Genomic DNA, 23,022 nt, shown 5'->3' on the forward strand with positions numbered 1-23,022 from the left:
CGCCAACGACATAATAGGGGGGAATATCTTCAATTTTGTCATCACCATACCCCCACTTCTGAACCAAATTCACGTTCAGTATTCGCCGTGAATTGTCGTAACACCTTACCGCCTGTGTGTTCTAACCAACTACCGAATGAATGAGCGTCAATAGCACTCACATTCAATGTAATGTTGCTACCTCCACCATTCTCACGAATACCCTCGCCTAATCGACTAAATACAGTATCCGACAACGGTAACACCGCCTCGGGATATTGACCCTCGCCAATTTCTGCAAAGGTACGACCATATGCAAGTCCACCTGTAGCCATCTTCATTTTTGGTTGAATCTGTCCACCGCTAAAATCCATGCGACCTGTCAAGAAATTTCCGCCTAACATACCACCCATTGCTGTTCCTGCCGATGTAGCAGTAGTATAAGCGGTCATACCTGCGGTTGCACTCGCTCCAGCTGTAGCCATTGACATTTGTAACGCCAATTTTGACCAATAAGGAATTTGAGCACTAGCAGACGCAATACTCGCTGCCTCTTGTTTCTTTTGTATCATCTGTCCAAATACTAAGCTTTTAAGAGATTGTGCCGCCCAATTAGCAATATAATCCGCTACCGCTTTAAGCATTGCTTTGCCTAAATTTTGGATAGCTGACGATAATGTGGCCGTGCCTTGCAATAATCCACTAATGCTATCACTAAGTGTATTCATACCTGCCATTACTGATTTATCCATCACTTCATGTAATGAAAAATGTGACTCTTTCACCGCCTCGATATATTGGTTCATCAAGTCTTTTTTCATTTCATAGGAATTTTGCTGTTCTACATATTCATCGGTGAGTGCAGTTTTTAAAGCGTCAAAGTTTTGGGTGCGTAACGCCTCTTGAATCGCAAACTCTGTTTCTGCACCAGTCCTTGCAATTTCAGCACGTTTTTTGTTAAATAACTCCAGCTGTGCCAACTCTTCTTGACGTTTGCGTTCAGAATACGTAATTCGTCCATCTTCGGACAATTCATAAGCGATATTTTGTTCTTTCAACGAATCAAGCCATACTTTCTTGTCTCTATCCGTCTTTTCAGCAAAATCATCACTCATTTTTTGGTGTCTATTGGCAATCTCACGCATTGCCTCTGCATGTTCTTGGTTCAATTTCTCGAACGGTGAAACGGATCCAGTGGAATCAGTGGTTGCAATTTTAATATTGAAAGCCACGTCCATATCACTAATTTCTTTTTTGATTTCTCGAACTCGCTTGGCCTCTTCATATAATGCTTGCTCTCGTTTCTTAGCGTACATTTCATTGAGCATTCGCAAATCTTCATTGTAATTCACATTCTGTGCTTTCGATTTGTCTAATTCCTCAAGTTCTTTCTTTCGCCACGCCTCGACCTCATCTACTTTAGTTCCAAACATTTGGCGGTATGAATCCGTCATCTGTTCATGGGCTCGTTTAGCCTCCTCAATGGCTTGTTGCAATGAATTGTCCGAACCTCCACCGCCTGCGGATCCACCGCCACCACCTCCGCCACTGCTTTCTGTTGCAGTTTCTGCGGTAGTAGTGCCACCACCTCCAGTGAAAGCACTCGCCATATCTCCGAATACTTCTTGGGTCTTGTTAGCGAATCCCTCGGCATCGTCAGCAGATATTTCGCTAATCTCTCCAAATTTGCCTATGTCCACATTAAGTACTTTGCTAATCACTCCACTAACACTATTGAATGCACTAGTTAGCTTGTTGATAAAACGAATGATTTGGTTAATCGCCCATGTGACGGTATGCACAATGCTATTCCATATGCTACTCATGGTTGCCCCTAATCCCTCTGTGGCAATCTTTGGACCAATAAAAGCGGCCGCTAATACTGCCAATAAACCTACAAGGATTGGAATAGGATTCATACGCATTACTGCGTTAAGAATACCTTGAGCCCCTGCTGTTGCCAGTGTAGAACTTCTAACTGCAACCATTAAGCCTTTCATAAACTGCATAGGCTTTACTACCGCCATAATGGCAAAACCTGTGGCGAACATGATTACTTTCAACGCCATAATCGTGCCATTGTATGCCATAGTCGCCAATTGCCCTGCCTTGGTTACCGCCGTCATAGCCATCATAGCTACCTTTTGCACTGTTAATCCACTAGCAAACGCCATAGATGCAATTCGAACGCCTACCAAGTACCCTGCTAAGCCTACCAACAATACGCCAAAGGTTCGTATCGCTTGTGACGGTGCTCCAAATATGCCTTTTAAAACAGTGCCAACCATTTTAATATGAGCCACTGTACCACTAATTACCGCCTTAATGCCTGCAAATGCTACTTTGACTAATGCAATCGCTCCTGTTGCAACAATAGACATCGCTTGTATTGCAATTCCGATCCCATCTATGGCTGTTTTGAAATCTTCACTAGCAGTCATTGATGAAAGTTCTTCCATAACAGGCTGAAATGCTTGGAACATGGCATTCGATAATTGTTGCCCCACCTCTTGGAATGTCATTGGCATTTCATTAAACTTAGCTTGTGTCTCATCCGCACTATTGAATAATGCATTCTTGATGACCTCAGCAGTAATTGCACCCTCTGAACCTAACTCTTTCAATTGACCAATAGGCACGCCCATTTCTTGCGATATTGCTTGTGCCAACATTGGAGCATTCTCCATAACTGAATTAAATTCATCGCCTTGTAAGCGACCTGCGGCCATTGCTTGCGTTAACTGAGTTACGGCAGAACTAATTTCATTAACATTAGCTCCTGATAGTTTGAACTGCATATTTAATTGTTCAACGAATCGAATCGCCTCATCATTCGATGTAAAGCTATCTTTTGCCAACATGTTCAGCTTAGCCACGCTATCAAGCATGTCAGTGTATGAACCTCTTGTTCTTTCTGAGGCTTGATATACTTTGTCCATAATGCTAGCCGTAGACTGTGAGCCGTCATTGATTAAATTAATACGTGCCTTGATGGATGCAAACTTATCACTAACAGCAGTGGCTTTTGCTCCTACCTCTAGCACCTCTTGGCCAACCAGTGCAACACCTGCGACCATGCCCGCCATTGGTAACGCACTAAAGGCTTTTGAGACTATCGACCCCATGCGTTTCCCTAGGACACTTTCGGCTTTATTACCTACCTCTTGGATGGCTTGTTGAGCACCCTCGCTATTACCACCAATTATGACCTTAATTTCTTCACGCATTATTAAATCTCACCCCCTGCAGTTGTCCATTCTTCAATGAATCGCTGTTCTTCTCGTTTCCTGTCTATTCGTGTTACTGGATGGAACGTTTCTACCACATCTTGAACCTTGATGTGCTTACCTTTTGCAATCTGCACGTTAGTAATCATGCACGCATAGTAGGCGTCTTTTACATCTTGCGTCTTAGTCGCCATCTTATGTGCCTCGACTAGATCCACGAAATCAAAGGGAACTAGTTCATCTAGCTCCCTCGGACTCATTCGTAAAAAACCATAACAGATTGGCTTGACTCGTTCTATCCATTCAAATATAGATAGGGGAGTGTTATCTCCCCCCTCTAGTTTTTTGTTTCTTCTTCCTCAGCGATTTTCTTTTCTACCGTAGGCGTTACCTCGTTAGGGAATGCACCATAATAGGCTTTTTTACCAAACACGCCACTAGCAAGCAATACTTTTACAGCCGTTTGAATAAAGTCGTTTAACTCATATTCGTCTGAATCAATCAATTCTTGTATTTTTTCTTCGTAAAAGTCTTGTGTACGTCTGCCATTGTCGATATGTTGCATGCCAATGGTGTATATCTGAATCATGTCAAACAATGATAAGTTTCCTGTTGACATCATACTCATTATAGGCTTATTAATCGCCGTCTCTAACTCCGCCAAACGCTTAACATTGAAATAGATTGTTTCATTTGTGCCAAAATAGTTGCAAGATAATACTTTCATCTAAAATCTCCTATGCTTGTTTCAATTCAGATAACGGACCCACGCCATTCAATGAGCCTTTATGAGTTGCCACATCATCATGCGGAGTTTCTAAAGATAATTCCGTAATAGACGCCCAACCAGTCATATAAGACTTATTAGGATACTCAAATTTTACATTAACTAGCTGGTCATCAAGGAATGCTTGATTGAGTACTTGCAATCCATCATCATTTGGCATTACCAATGTATCCAAATCAATTGACCACTCTTTCAAACCTTGCAATGTAGATTTCCACCCACCACTGCCTTTATGAGATGCGTCAATAGAATCTGCCTTACGTGACAATGTGGTGCCCCGTTGTCCACCGACTAGCAACCATTCAGCCCCTGTAGTTTCATTCGTTCCTACATTAACGTAAATAAAATAATTTTTGCCTACCGTAGGCATTGCTTGCGTTTTAGCAGGTGCTAACGCTTTTTTCTTTGTTACTGTTGTTGCTGTTGTTACTCCTTCATCAGCCATGTTGTTCTCCTTTAATTAATCACCAAATATCTAAATCATCAATTAATGAATATAGCTTGCACCGTATCGTGTATTGACTGCCTACATGTGGTCGTATACTGTCAGCATCGCCAATTCTTCGTTCTACGACTAGATCCATCAATTGATATTTGTCATCCAACACACAATAGTGTTTATCTAGCCTAGTTACTCTATCCCTTAATAGGGTGAGTGCCTTGTCTACCGTTGTTTCTAACTCAGATAAGCTGGCATAACCATATTCTAATTTGGGACTATCTTCACGAACCCATGCCTCTAAATACACCGTTACATCAAGTACTTTAGTATCCATAGCATTCCCCAACGCCTCATCGCCACGCATAAGGACTACATGTCCACCAATTCCCACATTTAAGTGTTGCGGTGAAATTGCTCCAAGGGATACATCAACATTGGAATTAACCTCATTTATAGCTCGTTTAAGAGCCTTTAGTGTTTCGTACCACATGTTACCCCCTAAATATGCGAATCGTGCGGTAATTCGACCGTTTACCACTAGTATTGTCGCCTGTTAAATCTTCGGCAGTGAGTTTTGACTCTAACTGCTTAATGCGTGCGTCATATGTCTTGGATTTATTCGTGTAATGGTCATCCCCATTCTGTCCTCGGTACGGTGTGCCAATCGCTCCATACCCCTTTTTGATACAAACCTCACGATACGCATACATGGCCAATAATTCACGCACAATAAAGGAGTAGGCGATACCCTCTCGCTCTACTCCCAATTTATTTGCAAAATAAAATAACCATTCATAGGCTTTAGTCATAATATCCTCGGAGACTTCACGCCCTACCAGTTCATCGCCTAGTCGTATGCTTTCGTATATGTCATTATTTAATGTTGACTGAATAGCTGTATTCGTCTCTGAGTTCATTGCTAATCACCTCTTTCAATGCCGTTTTCGTGTATTTGGCAAATATATTGCGTATGTCATCTTTCTTATTTTTCAATGCATTAAACAAGAATGGATCTGCTTTCGTTCCCTTATGATGTACTACCCTTGCAAATTGAAAGGCACCGCCTCCTTGTGGTGCCCATCGTAATGCTTTTTTGTTTTTAGGGAAGATATCATGAGCCATCGTTCCCTCATGAACAAATGGCCCATGCGGTGCTGATTGCGAATCAATGTACACGATACCACTATTTTCGTTAAACTTTACGTCAATAGAACGCTCCAATTGCCCTGTTCTACTTATAAACCTATGATTGGTCTGTGCCTCGTCCTGCACTTCAATAGCACTAGCCTTTATTGCTTGACGTAATCGCTTTTGAAATATCGCATTACCGTTACTCATTACCCTCAGCTACTTCTTCGGCTACTTCCTCAGTTGCTCCCTCAGATGTTTCTTCGGTTGCTTCTTTAGCTTTTTTTACACGTTTCGGCTTTTCATCCCGTTCTACTGTGTAGCCTTTTTCTTCAAACCATTCTAAAAGGTTTTCGTTATCTGTTTCACCAACGCCATTCACGAACTCTACAGACGCAGAAATGCCGTTGTAACCTTCTAATGGTGCATATACTTTAGCCATGAATTACCTCCTATTTAACTTTGATATTGCGTAATACGCCTGCGGACTTAGTCGCTTTCAATGCAACAGCTGCGACCATCTCAACCTCGCCACGTTTTACCGCCCCTGCTGTTTTGAAGTCTGGCAACCATGTGCGTACTGGTGCTTGACCTGCCATAGAAACGGCGTGAAATCCATCTAAGCCAAAACGTACCGCATATAAAGATGTAGTGCCATCGCCTGCTTTAGTTGGTACGACATCTTCGTTAGATCCAGCTTTCTCTCCCAAATCAATCAATGGAATACCATCATATGTAGATACTTGACGACCAAATGCGTCATCCGTTTGCGTATACATAGATGTACGGCGTGCTACTGCTTTAATTTTGTTGATTAATTTAGAATTACCCATCAATGCACCTGGGCGACCATCTAATGCAGATAAAAACTCATCTAATTGGTCTAAGAATTTAACCGCATTCTCTGTTACTTTGTCAGACGTAGATAAATCAATCGCTTGCCCTGTTGCATTAATCTCTGTGGAAGATCCTTTCAATGCTTTCTCTAAGCCGTCAAACGCATGTGTACCTAATGCAGAATCACCATTGATTACTGTTTCATTAAATAATGCAGATGCTGCCTTAATCTTTTGTTGTAACTGCAATTGCACCTCATCAACAATACCGCCCATATTGGCAATGATACGGTCGATTTCGAATGCTCCACCAAATACTGCCAAATCAGCAGTGAATTTTTGGCGTGTTACTTCTTGTGGTGTGTACTCGTGATTGATTTCGCGGAAGGACGCCGTAGGTTGTGTCAATAAACGTGTGTATGCATACGTCAACGTTGCTCCACCACCTGTAGGGGATACCACATCATCGAATGTCAAAGTATCCCATAAGAAATTGGATTTTCGGAATTCGTCAATAATCCCAATCTGCAAATCATCTTGCACGTTCTTTTTTGCCTCAACTAATGTAACTGCCATTTTGTTCTCCTTTAATTAATTACTCTTGAACCCCAATCGCATTCGCAATTGACGCTCTTAACCCCATAGGTTGGCCACCGTCATTATTTCCTCGATTGTGACCACTACCTGCTTTTTGCGTGCTTTTAACGGCCCACGCATTGCCATCAAGCCATGATTTAGTACCATCAGCGATAGAATGTGCATTACCCTTATCATCTGTATAAGAATATGCACCATCTTCCCCTACAGTTACTTTTGGAATGATTAATTGTGCTAGGGTGTTCGGATCCACTGCGTTATGTTTACTCAAGGCATCGACTACTTGCGTTGTAATCTCGGACTGCACCCGCTTATCCTGTTCTTCTTGTCTTGCTTTCTCTGCGTCCTCGTACTGTTGCTGTAATTTCTTCAAATCATTTTGTAACTTGGCAATATCAGCACCACTATTCGCACCAGCAGATGTAAAGCCCTCTAACTTAGTTTTTAAATCGTTCTGCATTTCCGTTAATTCTTCGACTTTCTTCTTTTCGTCTTTCAACGATTGTAATTGAGCATTGAATTGTGGTTTACTTACGTAATTCTTGCCATAATCTGCAACCACTGCTTCTGCTTGTTCATCCGTTAATCCTAGTGCTTTTAATTCTTCTTTTGTCATCGCTTAACTCCTTTTCTTAAATTCACGATTCGCTTGTTTTTCGTGAGCCACACCTCACGCCTACAGTCTTGTTAGTTTTCGCCCAACAATACCAAAATGGCAATATTAAAGCACCCATAGGCTAGTGCCTAGAGTGCTAATTACCTTGTATATTTATTTAACCATTCCTGTCGCTTTCGCTCGTCTCTATCTTCTTTCCATTCGACAACGCAAGCGTATAGCAACATCAACAACACGATGAATGCCATAATCCATGTGGCATAAAGCATAAACGCAATGTATCCCATCATTTGTTCTCCTTATATGCTATTACTGCTCCACATAACAAGCATATTAGCCCCAATACTCCAATCGCTAACCCTATGTAGAGTGGTGCAAATAATATGTACCACGGCATTTGCGTATATCCACCGTTTTGCAAGCATATAAACAATATTTGAGTAAGTAACAACGCTTTCATTATTCCTCCTTAATTTTTTGCATGAAAAAACCACTTACTAATGCAAGTGGTTATAAATTGATATTGTTTTCTTCTGCGTATTTCAAATCTTTGTAATACTCATTATACGAATCAACAGCCTTTTGAGGTGCTTTGTCTGTTAGTTTAAACTTCAATCGCCCTCTTTCATCTCTGTATTCCTTATACCATTCTTCATTTTCTAAAAAATACGGCATGTCCATCATGTTATTTCATCTCCTTATTGATCCATTCTTTCAAACGTAATGCCAATGGATTAGGCTCGCTACATAACATAGCATGTGCAAATAACTCTGCGAATGTCTCTCTTTCATTTTTTTGCCCATATCGGCTAACATACTTTTCCAACACATCAGAATACTCAATGCCATCTACAGTCGCTTGTTGTTTAATTAATTTTTGCACTTCACGGGTTATATCACCGCCCGTCTTGTTCATCCACTGATTATGGATAATATGACCATATTCATGTGTAATCGTTTGCAAATGAGCTTTATCTTCGTCCGACTTCATCCACCAATTCGCTTTTTCGTTGCGTTGTACTAAACTCTTAACTTCATCAATTGATATTTTGAAATACTTAGGTGTTAAATTCAATCCCATTTCGAAGAATTTTTTGTCATACGTACTGGTCCAAAAAACACATGCTACCGCTTTTCTACTCATGTTGCCATCAGCAGTGTATGACCAATTACCGCCACTTTTAATGTAATTGCCAATAGCATTGAACTCATCTTCTAATTTCATTAAATGAGCGATATTAGCCATTATGGTTTCTGGCTTTACTTTTTTCAAATCTTTATCTTCAAATCCAACTCCAAATCGTTCTTTTAGATAATGGTTCATCTCATTTCTATCTTTGAACGAATATTCTTTAGGCAATATTTGCTCTTCTAGTTTCAGTCTAACACCTTTAACGCCCTCTTTCAAGCGTTTATAGTCTCTTTTCGGTGTCCTTACCTCGAACTTTCCATTATCCCACCCTCGCAAATGGTCTTGCCACCGTGCCTTGCCCTCTAGCACCGCTACTCGACCGTGTACGCCTAGCAATCTTTCTTGCTCTTTCACTGATAAGGATTTCAATAGATCCATGCCACCATCATTGATATTCTCCTTATGTATAGAATTATCAATCATACCATCAACGATAGGCTTGAGCCTACACATACAATGCGGATGTGCTGGCAATGTAGGCACTTTATCTTTAGGGTAAACACCCTTACCCATGCCATAAAGGTCTGCATTTGCGTAAAAGTCGCAAATATCAAATACTGGATGTCTAGTTCCTAACTTCCATTGAAAGGCGACTATGTCATCATCATCTTTATACCTAGATACTTGACCATCAGCATATGCCCTTGCGGTCTCTGTCCGTGCTATCCTCTCGGCATGGTATCGTGTCTTTTCTTCGGTCGCAATCTCTATCGCCTTATCTAGCTTTTGTTGGTTGTCACTCTCTACGGCTTTTATGACCTCGCTATATCCTGCCCTCAATCCTGCTGTGGTTCGCTTGCTTACTTGCCTTTGTACTTTGCGTAATAGCTTTCGTTTTTCCTCTGCACTAGTTTCTATGGGGAGTTTTGCCACTTGATCCATGAATTGTGGCAAGTCAGCTGTATCAATCACACCTCGGTTGAATAGTTCGCTAGCTATCTTCTTGTTAGTGTTACCCTTGCCAATGGTTGCCTTGAGTATGTCGCCTACTTCCTTGCGTACAGCTTTCCCTCTACTGTGTAGCCGTGTAGATAGGTTCAAATTATCTTTTGCCCATGCTCGTTGCATAGCGGTAGATATGGATTCACTGGAATATGGAATGCTACCAGTATCGACCCCTACCGCCACCCCTGCATTGATGTAACCGCTCATAAAGCCTTTCACCATATCATCGACTATCGACTCTTTCATGCCATCCATGACTGGGTATAGTTGATAGGCTTGTTCTATCGCACTATCTACATCAAATCCTTGTGTCAGCAGATATGCAACAACGCTCTTGAACCCACTAATTAAGGTGTCTATTTTCTGACTCGTCTTGTCCATCGTCCTCGTCATCTCCGCCTAATGCTTGCAACATACTAGCATGGTTCAATAAATTACTGTACTCGCTATCTTGCTTAGCTTGAGCTGTGCTTTCTTCGACCTCTTTCACGATTGTATCGTATATATCGGGTTCGATATTAGGCATGTACGCCTCTAATACTTTCTTGGCCACCTCTACAGTAAACGCATTGGATCCAAGGTTCAAATCAATTGCAGATTGTGCTTGCCCTAGTGATTCAGTTACATCATTGATACTAAAATCACGTGGATATTCGCACGTGAAATCGGTCGTTTCGCCTGTCCATAACTCAAATAATTGTACTATCTTTCGTTCAGTACTCTCACATTGAACGGCAAAGTCTGCCAATCGTTGATTAATTCGTTGGAAATCCCATTGCTTAGCAACACCACTCTTAGCAGATTGAACGCCCACTACACTATCCATGCCACTCATTCTGTATATTTCTTGAATATGTCTGTCCATTTGATTCGTTAGCATATTAGCAGGTGAGGCATCAGGAGAAATGAAAGCAGGTGCTTTAGAACTCTCAGCAGGATATGCTAATAAGTTATCCGTACCTATCGTCAAATTATCCGTCATATTCCCATCATCGGGGTATGTCAGAATACTAAATGCTTGGTCAACCAATAACTGCGTATGCCATGAGCACAGTTGATATAGTGAATAGTTAGTCTGAGCAATACTAATGAACTCGCTCGGAGGTTTAATTACATTCGGAGGTGTAGCACGTCCGAACCATTGCACGATAGGTACTACACCCAAACCATGCACACCTTGATGTATCACATCGTCAGCATTCATGGTTTGTGTCTTATGCGTCGACCATGTTTCTCTATCCCATCGATGGTAGATGTACTGCTTACCTGCCTCTGTAAACTCACCGACTTGGCGGAATACAAATTCAAGGATTGCTCCGTTTTCATCCAACTTCCAAGACACCACATCGTTAGGCAATATCTCTGTAACGAATGGATAATTCTCATTCGTAATATTCCCTTGTAAAGTTGTAGCTAGATTCTCTGTATTATTCACTAACACATACACAACCCCATATAGCTTAGCCATAACTGCCACACGTCTCATGTATTCCTGTAGCCGTGTTCCTGCGTGGTCTGCGTTCTCAAGGAATAGTGGGAATAATTTGTTTTGTTTCCAATCTCGCTTGATTTCATCTTTGAATATCGGGTCTACCGTGGCATCGACCACTGGCCTTGTATAATTCCAATAATAAGCCAAAGATTGACGCTTGATATAATTCTCTACGCTTTCCCTAGCATGCTGTTGTATGCCCTTGCCATAGCTAAATATACCGTTACCATGATAGGCATCTCGGAGCAGTGTATATTCATCTATTTTGACTGATTGCTCCTGTACTCTGTCTGCCATTATCTCACCCCTTAATATAAGTTAACTCGACCACTACGCAATGTAGGTGCATTAATCTTCTCTGCAACCCCTGTCAATGCGTCTGGTGCGTCATCATTTTCATTCTTGCCCTCTCGTTGAAAGCGTAGTATTGCCTTGGCAAAGTCTTTCCATCGCCCCTGCCAATCTATAGGCATATAGATGTGATCCATAACCCATGTTGCCTGCGATAATATACGGCTTTCCTTGTTCTTGGATTGGTGGAAAGCTACTATCTTTGTACGGTTACTGTTGTAAACTTGCTCCAGTATTCGCCTTATACTTCGAGCAAATCCACGGCCACCGCCATTGCTTTCAATGTCAGCAATCGCCACATTATAGTCATAAATTGCCCTTGCTACCTGTGGTTCGGTAATCTCCATTGATTCTTTGGTATAAATCACATCAAGAATGTATGCCTCGTTCTTATATACGCCATAGGTAATGCTACATAGGTAATCTGACCCTTGGTCTGCAGTATCCGTGTAGGTTTTAATCATTTCAAGCGGTGGTAACTTATCATACGTTTTAAACCCACTATATAAGCACCCTTTGAGGTCAATCGGTATCTGTTGATAGTTCGCACTGGCGATATCTTCACCCATAGCCGATACTTTATCTCGGTATGATTGTAGGCTTAATACTTCATCGCATAACATCGTGCCATCGTCCTGCAAGGCTTTCATCGTAATCACCTTGGCACGTTCTCCAAAGTGTTCAATCGCTCGCCCTGCTAAGTCATCACTAGCCCATCGTGTCATGATGATTATTATCTTACCACCCTCTTCTAACCTCGATAACATCGTATTAGTGAACCAATCCCAATGCTTAGCCTTTACATTCTCGTTATAAGCCTCTTCCGCATTCTTTATGATGTCATCTAGTATCAGTAAGCTAGCACCAAAGCCTGTAGCAGTACCACTAGGAGATGTTGCAAGATAGCTGTTATAACCACCCTCTAAACTCCACATGTCCATGCTGCCATCACCACGTTTTATGCGTGTGTTAGGGAATATGTCACTGTATACGATTACATCTTTGTCCGCCTTAATCATCTGAATATCATTTCTAACATTCTTTGCAAACATTGTAGATAAGGTGGTGTTATAACTCCCTGTCATTATCTTTTCATGCGGATGTGTACCTAGTATCCACTTGACTAGCATTTGAGCAGTTCTACTTTTTCCGTGCCTAAGCTATGGAGGCAAGTTAATAATCAACACCTTTTTATTACTTTCATAGAACTCCTGCAGATCCTTGCACAACTCCACTAGATACATTCTTTCCTTTTTGTAAAAGTCGGGTGCTAACAAATTGCAAAAATAAAAAAACTCTCGCCTTGCTAACTCAATTCGTCCCTGTCTTATGATTCTGTCATCAACTTGCATCCAACTCACCCCCATTCTTTGGCAACAATATATAAATGATTACGCCTCGCCTATCAACTTCTTAATATCTTCGGTACTCACCCCATCAAATGGGTTGTTGATATCGGCTTTTACCTCGACTTCGCTATAATCTCGTTGGCCCAAATACTGTTTACCAAGGAATATGGCCATCGTTGCATTTTTTTCTGCTAGTTTCCACTGTTTTCTTCGTAAGCTAATCTTTCCCAGTTCTCGCTTTTGTTTGAAAATTTCGGAAAATGTTGTGCCATATGTTTTACGACACCATGTATTTAACGTCTTATCCGTTATCCCCAATACAAGGCATATTTCTTCTTGCGTAGCCTGTATTTGGCACATCCCCTCGAATTGTTGTTGGTCTATCTTCTTAGGCGGTCGCCCCATTTTAGCCACTGCGTTCGCCCCCTTTCTTGTATTTCTCATTCAATATCTTTGGTGTACATGTATCCCAGTTCACTTGATGATGTAACCTCATATGTTTATCGCCCATCGTAGCTACACGCACACATGATGGTGAATACATCACACTATAGAATGATTTTACATACGTCCCATTATCCAAATATGTGGATGTCATCCCTCCTGCATTAGATTGGGTTTGCTTTTGATTCAGCATGAATTCGCTAATACTCATAATGAGTTTGCCCTGTTGTCCTAATAGAGTGTATGTGTTTACATCCTCATTCACTCTGCCTAAGAATTGAAACGGCTTGTCTACATCACAGAAAAAACTATTCATCGCTTTTCTTAATACTTTCTTATGGAAGTTTTTATTGCTCACTCCACCGATTAAGTCACCGCCTTGTGCAAATGCCACTGTGATTGCACCTGTATCATTCATGAATTTAATCATCATGTCGAATACCTTATCAAGGTTTTTAGTCGATATACTTCTTAGCTTGTCACCGTCAATATATCGGTGCATAAATCCTGTATAGTCATCGTCTAACTCCAAGAAATATTTTATGCCTAACTTTTTGGCAATCTCAAAACAAGCATTTCTTGCATATACGATAGTTCGTCTATCTTCAAACGTATCAGCAGTATCGAATGTTTGTGCTACTGCTAACTTGTCAAACATAATCACTCGTTCTCGACCAAAGTTTTTGTAATATTCCTCGGCTGTATCATCCTCGTTGTCTATCACGATATACCATTCTCCAGTGTACCCACATTTTTTGAGTGTATTAAGTGTGATTATGTTGTTTGGTCGTCCATGGCTTAATATGAATACCGCAAATTTCTCATTCATTGTCCTCACCTAATATCGTCTCTAAGCTACTCGATAGTTGCACATATCCATTGCGGATTGCGTCCTCGTAGTCAATAATGACCAAAGCTGACCGCTCCATAAGCTCCTGCATTTCCTCACTAGCATTCGCATAGTAGTTGGCAATGTTTTTGTAATTAAATACATTGTGACGTTGTGCAGCTTTTCGCAAAAAATCTTTTTCTTCTGCAGATAAATTGCTATTCTCTATCTCCATAAGTAGTGACTCTGTTTTACTGTCATCAAGACAAGCACCCAATGCTACGTTCTCCCCAGTAGGTTCATATTGAGGAATATTTATGTCGGTTGTATATGTATCGTCACTTTCAGCGACAACGTCCGATAAATCAACAAAACCAAAGTCGGACATATCTATATCGACAATATCGCTTAACTCAATCGCTAATAATTCATCATCCCATGTAGCAATCTCTGATACTTTGTTATCAGCCAAACGGAATGCTTTTATTTGCTCTTCCGTCAAATCATCTGCTACAATACATGGCACTGTCTCCAGTCCTAACCTCTTACTTGCCATGTACCGTGTATGCCCTGCGACAATCACATTATTTGTATCTACCACGATTGGCACTTTGAATCCGAATTTCTCGATACTATTTGCCACATACTCAACAGCCTCTATATTATTCCGTGGGTTGTTCTCATACGGCACTAGATCATGAATGCTTAATTCTACAATATTCATCGCAATATCTGCCCTTTCTTCGATTTAATCTTTCCATGCACACGATATACCATATGCACATCTGCACGCATGCTATCATTAGGCGTTGTGAAAGTCTGACAACGGCCATCATATACGATGTCGCTAGCAGTACACACGCCATGCTTATTATTCAAGCATTGTTTCTTGCAACACGCTATTTTTGTCAAACCCTCACCACCTTTCATGCAATACAAAAGGACGCCCATTTCTAAGCGTCCTTGTACATTATTTCATTTCTTCTTGTAATTCTTCTAGCTTTTGCCTTGCCTTGTCTATATCTTTCTTGACTAGTGTAGAAAAGGCTTTCACTACTTGCCATTCATCTTCATGTAATCGCAATTGGTGACCTTGTCTAGCCTCGCTATACCCTTTACGCCATCCGACCTTGCGACCTGCACCTTCTCGTACTCCACCTCTAGGCATTCTTATCACCTAACCACATTTTATAAAGGTAACCAATGAATGCACCATTAATCCATGAGCTCCAATTCATCCCCGAATAAAGATTAGATACAAATGAAACAATAGCCAATGCCAACAATAATAATTTTTTTGTTCTTGTTTTCATCCTGTTTGACGTGATACAATTGAGATACATTGGGGGATTGATCCCCCTCTGTATACCCTCTATAGGTTATTTACGTTTTCGCCGTTGATTCCTTTTAGAGGGTTTTTTATTTTTCAAAATTTGCTTTAATTTCTTATACCCTTGATATGCTCCAGTTAGTACTGCAATCATATTGGCAAGGAATGAAACTATTTCAAATAATGAATCATAAAACTCTTTCACATCTTCACCTCCTTTCTATACTTATATTATAACACTTTATGATTAAAACGTAAAGATAAATAATAGAAAAAAGGTACAAAAATAGCACTATCCCAGCTAATGGATAATGCTACTTTTGCTTTTGTATGTTATTAGAGGAAGTGTTAAATGAGCTCCGATTTCCCACTTATCACATTTTATATTATATCACAGTCTTTAGGTGTATTTAGGTGTATTTAGGTGTATTTGTGGGGGAAATTTCATGAGATTTTACATAAAATTGAACCAACGCCTCGGAGTGCCACTGCTTAACCGTTTCATATGACGGTGTTATACTCTTATACATATTTCTCAACCGTTGGCCACTGATGTATACTCGTTTTAATATCACCCTTAATATTCCATCATCAATTTTGTCAATAATCCTTAATGTTTCTAATTCTAATTTAATTGACCGCTCCTTGTATTCCTCCAGTTGGTCGTATAATTCCTGTAGCTTGGTTAACTGCTCCATTGTCGGTGCTTGGTATCCTCCGCCACCCTCTCCGCTTAGGCTAGATCCATTCAATTCTCTTGGCCCCATCTCTCGTTTTAACTTTTCAATTTGGAAACTCGCCCATTTGCCTTCTTCTCTAATTTTGGTTAATTTACTCAATCGTTCTTTTGACCATGCTCTTTGCTCTTTCTTGCTAATCAATATCTGTCTCCTTTACCATAACACGCACGAATACCACCCCATCACTTGATAGGGTGGTTTTGTCTTACTACATCCCTAATTATTAAAACGGCAATTCCTCTCGTGGTTCAGTATTGGCCATCATATCAAAATTACCTTGCCCCTGTTGCTGTGGTTGGCTTGCATATCCTGTACAGAAATCTGCAACGACTTCTGTTACATATCGTTTTGTGCCATCCTGTGCCTCATAGGAGCGTGTTTGTAGTCGTCCTTGTACAAATACCTTTTGCCCTTTCATGAATTGGCTCATATATTCGCCATTCTTGCCCCACGCCACACAATTCACAAAGGCTGTAAATTCTTTCGCATCGCCGTTCGGATCCTTGTAAACATTTGTCGCAGCTACAGTGAATGTGGCTACTGGCTTACCAGTCTGCGTATATCTTAACTCAACATCTTTCGCTAAATTTCCCATTAATTGAACACTATTCATCGTCTACTTCCTCCCATATTACTTCTACCCAGTCAATTTCTGACTTATGTAAATCTCTGTAAATATAATCTGCCAAATGCCTAACACATTTCGGATTATCGTTTTCTAATACACCCGCTTTAACCATGCCATCTAATACGAATTTCTTTGCAAAGGCTATGTTATCGCTATCATGTCGACCTTTTACATGCCACTTGAATAGCATATCTACCTTGCCTTTCGGTCTGATCCATCTGCTTTGCAAACATTGATACATTACTTGGTTTGTCAAATCATCCTTGATTTTAGCAGCCACATACTTATTCTGCCGTTCCTTGTTTATGTACTCATTCAGATATACGAAGTCGCACTCTATCCGTAGTGCATTCTTCATGTCTGCACCTTATACGGGCAACACTCTGAACACTCATCAAATACTGGCATTCCTGCATGTATGAGTGCTGTCCTTAGATCACATTTTTTGTAATCCTCTCTTTCACAATTAGTACATGCACCACCTATGGCATATTCTGCGAATGTGTTTAAGTACTCGTCGCTTTCCTCTTCCTCTTTCTTTGTGTAAGCAGATGTCTGTACTGTCTTAACTTCATAATGGTTTACTAACCGTGTTAACTGTTTTCGTTGCTCTTCGTCAAGATGTTCAATTACATGGTACATCAGCTTTTCTGCAAACGTGGCAATCGTATTTGCCTTACGTTTCCATTCCCCTGTTAGGTTGAATGATTCTATCATGTTCTTTGATTCTTGGTTCATACATGCTAGCAATAATACGTTTTGCTTGTTCCTACTATTTAAATATCTTCGTTTCACCTATTCACCCCCACATAATCGCCTGCTCGTACATTTTATATAACTTTTCATACTCATCCTCATTGAGCACAGGCTTCAACTGTTTAAGCAGTGGCCACGTATTACATTGTATATCCCAAAACTTTTCATCGTTATTGCCTGGCCAATATGCCATCGTCATAATTAAGTCTAAAACTTCTGCTTTCAGTTCTTCTACTTCATATTCTGTCACGTCTATACTCCAGTGCTACCAAATCCACCCTCGCCACGTTCAGTGGTTGATAACTCTTCTACTTCTTCAAATTCCACTTTTGGAATCGGTACGATAATTCCTTGTGCTATTCTGTCTCCTTGTTTGATGTATTGAGGTGCATCAATAATATTTTCATACATGGCATGAATTGTGCCTCGGTAATCGCTGTCAATAACTCCAACACTATTAGCCATTCGGAATCCTGTATTCATGCCAATGCTCGAACGCGGGAATAACAACAATACATGCCCTTGAGGCACTTCCATTGCCACGCCTAAATTGATTGTATGCACATCTGAGTTTATAATCATCATATTTTCCGCACTATAGAAATCGAATGCACAAGATCCATCTGTTGCATATGTTGGAATCTTTCCATTTGGATGTGTTTTCTTAATCTTTATTTTCATGTATTCTCCTTTATTTTCCATCAATCCATATGTCTCGTTCTTTCAACATAACCTGTTCAGTGGATTTGCTCAAAACTTTAACCATCCAATTGAATGCATCACGCAATTCATTGCTGTTATAACAAGCGTCGAATACGTCATACAATCCCAATCTCATGCTATTATAAATCCCAAAGAATAGATAACAGCAACCCATCAATTCAACAATAAATGTATCCCATTTGCACTCATTTTCTGACCAACACATCGTAAATGCAACGATTGTATCGCATACAGAATGCAATACCATCGCATGTGCTTTAATCTTTTTATGATGACGGCTATGGTTCATGATGTATTGCATTTCACGTTTCAAAAATTCAGCATTATTATGTAACTCCACGATTGCATCGTAACTAATATTTAGTTCTTTGCCATATTCCATACTCCTACTCCTTTACATTTTCTTTGCATTATTCTTTTGAAATCCTTTAACCATTAATTTGTACGCCTTAACAATGCCAACACATCTTGCTTTTGGTTCTTTGAAAAAATCTACATAATCATAAATTCTATGGATTGTTTTTGCTAAATATAGTGCTTTATCACCGTTATAATGATTAAGCGGTTCTATTCCATCCATCTCATCACTTTCCTTTATTCTTTCTAATTAATCCCATTATTACTAAATCTATCGCTTTGTCTGCTCCGATAATTCGTTTTTTAGCCGTTTTACTTTTTAAATAATATGCCCACCTCTTTGTACAGTCGTATACTACTTTTCTCTTTAATACTGTCAATTGTGATAGCATAGTAATCATTATCTTCATATTATCACCCCCACAACACATTAATCAGATGTCTCACCATCTCACGCACATACTTCAACTGCATAAGAAATGCCACTGCATACTCTTTAGCATCTACATTCTTTTCTAATTGCACAATACAGCAGGTTAACAAGCTAGCAACGACCGTAAGCCGTGGTACTGTTTTCTTATTATTCCATGCATGTTTTGTACTTTGAATATAAAAGATAATTTGGCTTGCTAGATCTAAATTAGCCGTTATAGATTCAATCACCAAATCTGAATACACGATTGGTGGTCTTTCTTCTTCATCATTTTCTTTTGCTTGCTCTTTCGCCTCTTCGATGTCCAATTCCTTAACCACCCTAGGGATGTATGCGTGAACGTGGTATAACATGTCATTTAATTCTGTAACACATTCGCCAATGATTCGGTCATGTTCTTTTACTATGTCATTCCGCATTATTTCCTACTCCGCTTTATAAGGACAATTTAAAATATGATTTATTTCATCTATAGCTATATTAAATTCAAAATTTGCATTAATGAACCTCAACGCCTTATTAATTTCTTTTTGTAAAACTAGCTCTACATCTTCAAAATCCTCTCCTATCCAGTCTTTCATTTCGATTATAAATCGACCATCTATTCGTGTATAAAATCCAATTTCTTTACTCATATTTCTACCCCTTAAAACAACGGTTCTTGCCACTCATTAACAGCTAACATCTCATTGACTGCCTTGTTGTAAAATTCCTTGGAAACTTCAAATCCATAACTGCTACGCCCTAATTCTCTAGCACATCGGAGCGTTACCCCACTTCCTGCGACTGGATCTATCACAACATCACCCTCGTCCGTAAATAACTCAATCAATCGTTTAATTACATTTGTAGGCTTCTGTGTAGGGTGGACTTTTGGCACATCTTTCTTTTTATCTCTTCGCCATTCCATCCAATCAAATTGCATTTTCCCGTTATTGTTATACTTCGGCAATTTATCTCGGTAAAGTATCAAGGCATATTCTGTTGCCCCTACTGGTCGCATATTTGCCTTCAACACTTGCGATGAATAATTTTTGATGAAGAATAACGGAATGTAGTTTTTAAATCCATGTTTTTTAGCATATTCAATAATCATCGGCATCTGTTGGAAGCTACAAAATACAATCATGCATGGTGCTTTCTTCTTTTCTTTTGGCTCTTTCTTTAGTAGCCGATTACAGAAATGGAAGTACTCGGCAATATTGAAATTGTGGTCGGTATTGAAGAATGCTTTGCCTGCTAATTTACTTTCGCCTTTCTTGTTGTCCCCATCGTTGTACCACATTGGATTACTAGCATACGCATTCTTGCCTAAATTGTAGGGAATGTCTGCAATCACTAATTGTGCTTTTGGAATCCCATACCGTTTATAGTTTTGAAAATTATCGCAATATAATTCTGTCTTGATTTTACGCTCTGTATTCACTGATTCGCCTCCAGTACTTGCTATCAAATTTCTTACACATGAGCCTGCATGCTCTGTGCTTGTTTCCTTGCCACCGCTTTTGCATATCGATTCTTTCTCCTACATCTATCACTACATGTCGTTGAATTACTTCTATTATTTCCAAACTTCTTCCCACATACTACGCATGTATGTGTAAAAGGGTAATAGCCATCTCGCACTCGCTGTTCCTCGATTTTCTGCTCCATTCCTTGCAATATTAATACTTGGCCAATCGTCAAATTCTGTTTGCGGTGGATCCGCTCGCATTCCTCGCACCGTTCAATGTGGTTGTACTTCGGCAAGAATTGTTTGCCACAATCTACGCATGTTTGTTTTTTCGCCATATTTCTGCTCCTTTCTATCACTTCTAAAAAATACCAATGTCTTGCAATTCTTTAAATAAATCCGTTACCTTTTGTTGGACTGGTTTGCACTTTATCAAACTTGAATATGTCAACATTGAATGGAACCATTTAATGCACTCTTTTTCCGCATGCATTGTTTCTTCTCTTATACAATTATCAATAGCTGCGCTTAACATATCCACACATACATTGAATTTATTTTCTAAAAATTCACGTTGCTTTGATGTTAACGTTTCTGTAAAGTCTAGAAAATTTGTAATTTTTGTGTTCACATTGGTTGTACCTTCCAAAACTTTAATCTTCCGATCCAAGAATGCGATTGCCTTTTGCAAATCCTCAACCTCTTTCGATGGATCTTTGAATCCTGCTCTCGCAATATACTTGACCGCATTCCCTGTGTGGTAATCCAACCCTTGATCTTCTATGAACTCCCATACCTCAATCTTTCCTCGGTTGTAATATTCAGGTTTATTTACATTATCGTTCATTACCGTTCTCCTTCTGCTTTTAAAATTCTATAATCTTCGCCAACTAAAGGAATAATTTTGCACATCTCAAGCACTCTTGATGTAATCCGCTTACCCTGCTGACCCAATCGTTCCTCCATCTCCTGCGGAGTGCAATTACTTGTTATGATTGTCATACGATTATTTAAATATCGTTGGTTAATAACAAGGTATAATCGTTCTGCTACCCACTCTGTAGCCTTTTCTGCTCCTAGATCATCCAATATTAGGCAATCGACATTATAGAGTGCTTGCAGTATTTCAAAATCATCACCATTTTCACGTAGACATCTTCGCAAACTTTCCATAAGTTCAGGCACTACCACAAATAAGCCAGTTCGCCCTCGCTCCATCCTTTTTTTTAGCAACCCAATGGCAAGATGTGTTTTGCCTAACCCACTAGCACCGAAAATATACGCTCCTTGCGTGTTTTCATCATTAGCTAGCGTAATCATATAGGCATGTGCTATCTCGCTCTCTTTAGTGTATTTTCTGTAGTTTTCAAGGGTCGTATTCGTATAAGCATTAGGTATGTTTGCCTGCAACATGACTTTTTCCAACTTTTTCTGATTCCTCCACGAACCATATAAGCCACATTTCAGCACATACAATTCACCATCATCATGCATGCGTGTCATTACTCCTTTAGTTTGGCAACCCTCGCCACCAGTACACTTACTACACATTCGCTTACTTTCGATATACTGGCTCACCCTAATATTAAATAGAGGTCGTTCAGTCGCTCCCTCCACTAACTTCACCTTGTCCTGCATTAGATACTCTCGCAATTCAATCTCATCGTAAATAGAGGTGAGCGTATTTGTCCTGTTTAGGTTTAGTCTCTCCATCAGTGCTTGTACGTTTATTCTTGTCACTTCCTCTCGCCCATGTTTGAATAGCAGATGTCCAACTCTTCATCTTGTTCTTGCCAACCATCCACCCTTTAGATTCGTAAAAATGGTAGAACTTTTCTGCGTCTACAGATACACCCTTTTCATCAATGTACGCTCTAATTTCTTCAATGGTTGGTTTGACAAATGGTTTCGCCTTAGATTTTCGTTTTGGTTTTGGATCATCTTCGATTTGTTCCACACATACTACTTCGTTAGAAGTAGTATTTATGTCTTTAGTCTTATGTCTTTCTATGTGGTACGGTTGTTGATACGGTTGTTGTTCCACTTGTTGGTACTGTTGTTGTTCCTGTTGTTGGTACGTTTGTTGGTACTCAGTACCAACAAGTGATGTAATTGTATACTCAGCAGATTGTTGGCCACTTCTTGATTTCCAATCAATCAACCCATATTGTTTCAACTGATTTCTCGCTTTTTGAACACCTGAAATTGATAAGCCTGTCTTGAATGCAAGGCGTGATAAAGATACTGTAAAAGGTTGAACCCATCTAGCCTTGTTGCACCTTTGCAATAATTGAATGTAAAGCAAACGTGCTGTAGGTGATAGACTCTCGTTTTCATCGACCCAATCATCAAATGCATTAAGTTCCGCCATATAATTCATAAATGCAC

Annotated in this window: 37 protein-coding genes and 1 pseudogene; all 38 read right to left on the reverse strand. The window is 39.9% G+C overall.

Features of this window, described 5'->3' with window-relative positions; all coding sequences use genetic code 11:
* Positions 1–41 precede the first annotated feature (41 nt).
* Entirely contained in the window at positions 42–3,206 is a 3,165-nt protein-coding gene (locus EO111_RS02435) for a tape measure protein (protein ID WP_127010480.1), read from the reverse strand.
* 2 nt (positions 3,207–3,208) lie between these two features.
* Positions 3,209–3,400, reverse strand: a complete 192-nt coding sequence (locus EO111_RS02440; protein ID WP_127447747.1) for a hypothetical protein — start codon at positions 3,398–3,400, stop codon at positions 3,209–3,211.
* Between the two features lie 143 nt (positions 3,401–3,543).
* The gene (locus tag EO111_RS02445) at positions 3,544–3,933 is read right to left on the reverse strand and encodes a hypothetical protein (RefSeq protein ID WP_127010484.1); all 390 of its coding nucleotides are present in this window, start codon (positions 3,931–3,933) and stop codon (positions 3,544–3,546) included.
* 10 nt (positions 3,934–3,943) lie between these two features.
* Positions 3,944–4,438, reverse strand: coding sequence for a phage tail tube protein (locus EO111_RS02450; protein WP_127010486.1), 495 nt, complete (start codon positions 4,436–4,438; stop codon positions 3,944–3,946).
* A gap of 19 nt (positions 4,439–4,457) precedes the next feature.
* Positions 4,458–4,925 carry a hypothetical protein gene (locus tag EO111_RS02455; protein ID WP_127010488.1) on the reverse strand — a complete coding sequence of 156 codons (468 nt, stop codon included), beginning with the start codon at positions 4,923–4,925 and terminating at the stop codon, positions 4,458–4,460.
* Position 4,926: 1 nt separating this feature from the next.
* Positions 4,927–5,352, reverse strand: a complete 426-nt coding sequence (locus tag EO111_RS02460; protein ID WP_127010490.1) for a hypothetical protein — start codon at positions 5,350–5,352, stop codon at positions 4,927–4,929.
* The gene (locus EO111_RS02465; RefSeq protein WP_127010492.1) at positions 5,309–5,773 is read right to left on the reverse strand and encodes an HK97 gp10 family phage protein; all 465 of its coding nucleotides are present in this window, start codon (positions 5,771–5,773) and stop codon (positions 5,309–5,311) included. Before EO111_RS02465 ends, EO111_RS02460 begins: the two co-directional genes overlap by 44 nt.
* Positions 5,766–6,005, reverse strand: coding sequence for a hypothetical protein (locus EO111_RS02470; RefSeq protein WP_127010494.1), 240 nt, complete (start codon positions 6,003–6,005; stop codon positions 5,766–5,768). The genes EO111_RS02465 and EO111_RS02470 overlap by 8 nt, the downstream gene beginning before the upstream one ends.
* 10 nt (positions 6,006–6,015) lie before the next feature.
* Positions 6,016–6,975 carry a major capsid protein gene (locus EO111_RS02475; protein WP_127010496.1) on the reverse strand — a complete coding sequence of 320 codons (960 nt, stop codon included), beginning with the start codon at positions 6,973–6,975 and terminating at the stop codon, positions 6,016–6,018.
* 19 nt (positions 6,976–6,994) lie between these two features.
* Positions 6,995–7,612: a hypothetical protein gene (locus tag EO111_RS02480; RefSeq protein ID WP_127010498.1), complete on the reverse strand. Its 618-nt coding sequence runs from the start codon at positions 7,610–7,612 to the stop codon at positions 6,995–6,997.
* A 140-nt stretch (positions 7,613–7,752) separates the two neighbouring features.
* Complete coding sequence (locus EO111_RS08275; protein WP_164727584.1) at positions 7,753–7,902, reverse strand: hypothetical protein; 150 nt, start codon at positions 7,900–7,902, stop codon at positions 7,753–7,755.
* A gap of 220 nt (positions 7,903–8,122) precedes the next feature.
* Positions 8,123–8,296, reverse strand: coding sequence for a hypothetical protein (locus EO111_RS08280; RefSeq protein ID WP_164727585.1), 174 nt, complete (start codon positions 8,294–8,296; stop codon positions 8,123–8,125).
* A gap of 1 nt (position 8,297) precedes the next feature.
* Positions 8,298–10,130, reverse strand: coding sequence for a hypothetical protein (locus EO111_RS02485; RefSeq protein ID WP_127010499.1), 1,833 nt, complete (start codon positions 10,128–10,130; stop codon positions 8,298–8,300).
* Complete coding sequence (locus tag EO111_RS02490) at positions 10,093–11,538, reverse strand: hypothetical protein (protein WP_127010501.1); 1,446 nt, start codon at positions 11,536–11,538, stop codon at positions 10,093–10,095. The genes EO111_RS02485 and EO111_RS02490 overlap by 38 nt, the downstream gene beginning before the upstream one ends.
* Positions 11,539–11,549: 11 nt before the next feature.
* A complete protein-coding gene (gene terL / locus EO111_RS08415; protein ID WP_371413120.1) occupies positions 11,550–12,161 on the reverse strand; it encodes a phage terminase large subunit in 612 nt (203 codons plus the stop codon).
* A 6-nt stretch (positions 12,162–12,167) separates the two neighbouring features.
* Positions 12,168–12,734: pseudogene (locus tag EO111_RS08420) on the reverse strand (terminase large subunit domain-containing protein); the annotation flags it as partial.
* A 249-nt stretch (positions 12,735–12,983) separates the two neighbouring features.
* Positions 12,984–13,385, reverse strand: coding sequence for a hypothetical protein (locus EO111_RS02500; protein WP_240642227.1), 402 nt, complete (start codon positions 13,383–13,385; stop codon positions 12,984–12,986).
* On the reverse strand, positions 13,348–14,214 hold the full coding sequence (locus tag EO111_RS02505; RefSeq protein WP_127010503.1) for a hypothetical protein: 867 nt from the start codon (positions 14,212–14,214) through the stop codon (positions 13,348–13,350). The genes EO111_RS02500 and EO111_RS02505 overlap by 38 nt, the downstream gene beginning before the upstream one ends.
* On the reverse strand, positions 14,207–14,938 hold the full coding sequence (locus EO111_RS02510) for a ParB N-terminal domain-containing protein (RefSeq protein ID WP_127010505.1): 732 nt from the start codon (positions 14,936–14,938) through the stop codon (positions 14,207–14,209). The genes EO111_RS02505 and EO111_RS02510 overlap by 8 nt, the downstream gene beginning before the upstream one ends.
* The gene (locus EO111_RS02515; RefSeq protein ID WP_206168932.1) at positions 14,935–15,165 is read right to left on the reverse strand and encodes a hypothetical protein; all 231 of its coding nucleotides are present in this window, start codon (positions 15,163–15,165) and stop codon (positions 14,935–14,937) included. The genes EO111_RS02510 and EO111_RS02515 overlap by 4 nt, the downstream gene beginning before the upstream one ends.
* 19 nt (positions 15,166–15,184) lie before the next feature.
* Positions 15,185–15,382 (reverse strand): hypothetical protein, encoded by a 198-nt coding sequence (locus EO111_RS02520; RefSeq protein ID WP_127010508.1) that lies wholly within the window; start codon positions 15,380–15,382, stop codon positions 15,185–15,187.
* A 211-nt stretch (positions 15,383–15,593) separates the two neighbouring features.
* Positions 15,594–15,749 (reverse strand): hypothetical protein, encoded by a 156-nt coding sequence (locus tag EO111_RS08285; protein ID WP_164727587.1) that lies wholly within the window; start codon positions 15,747–15,749, stop codon positions 15,594–15,596.
* A gap of 205 nt (positions 15,750–15,954) precedes the next feature.
* Positions 15,955–16,425: a hypothetical protein gene (locus EO111_RS02525; protein WP_127010510.1), complete on the reverse strand. Its 471-nt coding sequence runs from the start codon at positions 16,423–16,425 to the stop codon at positions 15,955–15,957.
* An 82-nt stretch (positions 16,426–16,507) separates the two neighbouring features.
* Positions 16,508–16,897, reverse strand: a complete 390-nt coding sequence (locus tag EO111_RS02530; protein ID WP_127010512.1) for a single-stranded DNA-binding protein — start codon at positions 16,895–16,897, stop codon at positions 16,508–16,510.
* On the reverse strand, positions 16,890–17,270 hold the full coding sequence (locus EO111_RS08290; RefSeq protein WP_164727588.1) for a hypothetical protein: 381 nt from the start codon (positions 17,268–17,270) through the stop codon (positions 16,890–16,892). Before EO111_RS08290 ends, EO111_RS02530 begins: the two co-directional genes overlap by 8 nt.
* On the reverse strand, positions 17,267–17,629 hold the full coding sequence (locus EO111_RS02540; RefSeq protein WP_127010515.1) for a DUF5651 domain-containing protein: 363 nt from the start codon (positions 17,627–17,629) through the stop codon (positions 17,267–17,269). Before EO111_RS02540 ends, EO111_RS08290 begins: the two co-directional genes overlap by 4 nt.
* Before the next feature lie 82 nt (positions 17,630–17,711).
* A complete protein-coding gene (locus EO111_RS02545; RefSeq protein ID WP_127010517.1) occupies positions 17,712–17,918 on the reverse strand; it encodes a hypothetical protein in 207 nt (68 codons plus the stop codon).
* Between the two features lie 2 nt (positions 17,919–17,920).
* Positions 17,921–18,349: a dUTP diphosphatase gene (dut, locus tag EO111_RS02550; protein WP_164727589.1), complete on the reverse strand. Its 429-nt coding sequence runs from the start codon at positions 18,347–18,349 to the stop codon at positions 17,921–17,923.
* A 10-nt stretch (positions 18,350–18,359) separates the two neighbouring features.
* Positions 18,360–18,773: a hypothetical protein gene (locus EO111_RS02555; protein WP_127010521.1), complete on the reverse strand. Its 414-nt coding sequence runs from the start codon at positions 18,771–18,773 to the stop codon at positions 18,360–18,362.
* Positions 18,774–18,785: 12 nt separating this feature from the next.
* Positions 18,786–18,971 (reverse strand): hypothetical protein, encoded by a 186-nt coding sequence (locus EO111_RS02560; protein ID WP_127010523.1) that lies wholly within the window; start codon positions 18,969–18,971, stop codon positions 18,786–18,788.
* 4 nt (positions 18,972–18,975) lie between these two features.
* Positions 18,976–19,158 (reverse strand): hypothetical protein, encoded by a 183-nt coding sequence (locus tag EO111_RS02565; protein WP_127010525.1) that lies wholly within the window; start codon positions 19,156–19,158, stop codon positions 18,976–18,978.
* A 4-nt stretch (positions 19,159–19,162) separates the two neighbouring features.
* Positions 19,163–19,600, reverse strand: coding sequence for a hypothetical protein (locus tag EO111_RS02570; RefSeq protein ID WP_127010527.1), 438 nt, complete (start codon positions 19,598–19,600; stop codon positions 19,163–19,165).
* 6 nt (positions 19,601–19,606) lie between these two features.
* A complete protein-coding gene (locus EO111_RS02575) occupies positions 19,607–19,816 on the reverse strand; it encodes a hypothetical protein (protein WP_127010529.1) in 210 nt (69 codons plus the stop codon).
* Between the two features lie 11 nt (positions 19,817–19,827).
* Entirely contained in the window at positions 19,828–20,607 is a 780-nt protein-coding gene (locus EO111_RS02580; protein WP_127010531.1) for a site-specific DNA-methyltransferase, read from the reverse strand.
* 32 nt (positions 20,608–20,639) lie between these two features.
* On the reverse strand, positions 20,640–20,972 hold the full coding sequence (locus EO111_RS02585) for a hypothetical protein (RefSeq protein WP_127010533.1): 333 nt from the start codon (positions 20,970–20,972) through the stop codon (positions 20,640–20,642).
* 23 nt (positions 20,973–20,995) lie between these two features.
* Entirely contained in the window at positions 20,996–21,481 is a 486-nt protein-coding gene (locus EO111_RS02590; RefSeq protein WP_127010535.1) for a DUF3310 domain-containing protein, read from the reverse strand.
* Complete coding sequence (locus EO111_RS02595) at positions 21,481–22,260, reverse strand: ATP-binding protein (RefSeq protein WP_164727590.1); 780 nt, start codon at positions 22,258–22,260, stop codon at positions 21,481–21,483. Before EO111_RS02595 ends, EO111_RS02590 begins: the two co-directional genes overlap by 1 nt.
* 34 nt (positions 22,261–22,294) lie before the next feature.
* On the reverse strand, positions 22,295–23,014 hold the full coding sequence (locus EO111_RS02600; protein ID WP_127010539.1) for a helix-turn-helix domain-containing protein: 720 nt from the start codon (positions 23,012–23,014) through the stop codon (positions 22,295–22,297).
* Positions 23,015–23,022: the final 8 nt, after the last annotated feature.

Source organism: Veillonella sp. CHU594, from assembly GCF_003992265.1.
Lineage (GTDB): Bacteria > Bacillota > Negativicutes > Veillonellales > Veillonellaceae > F0422.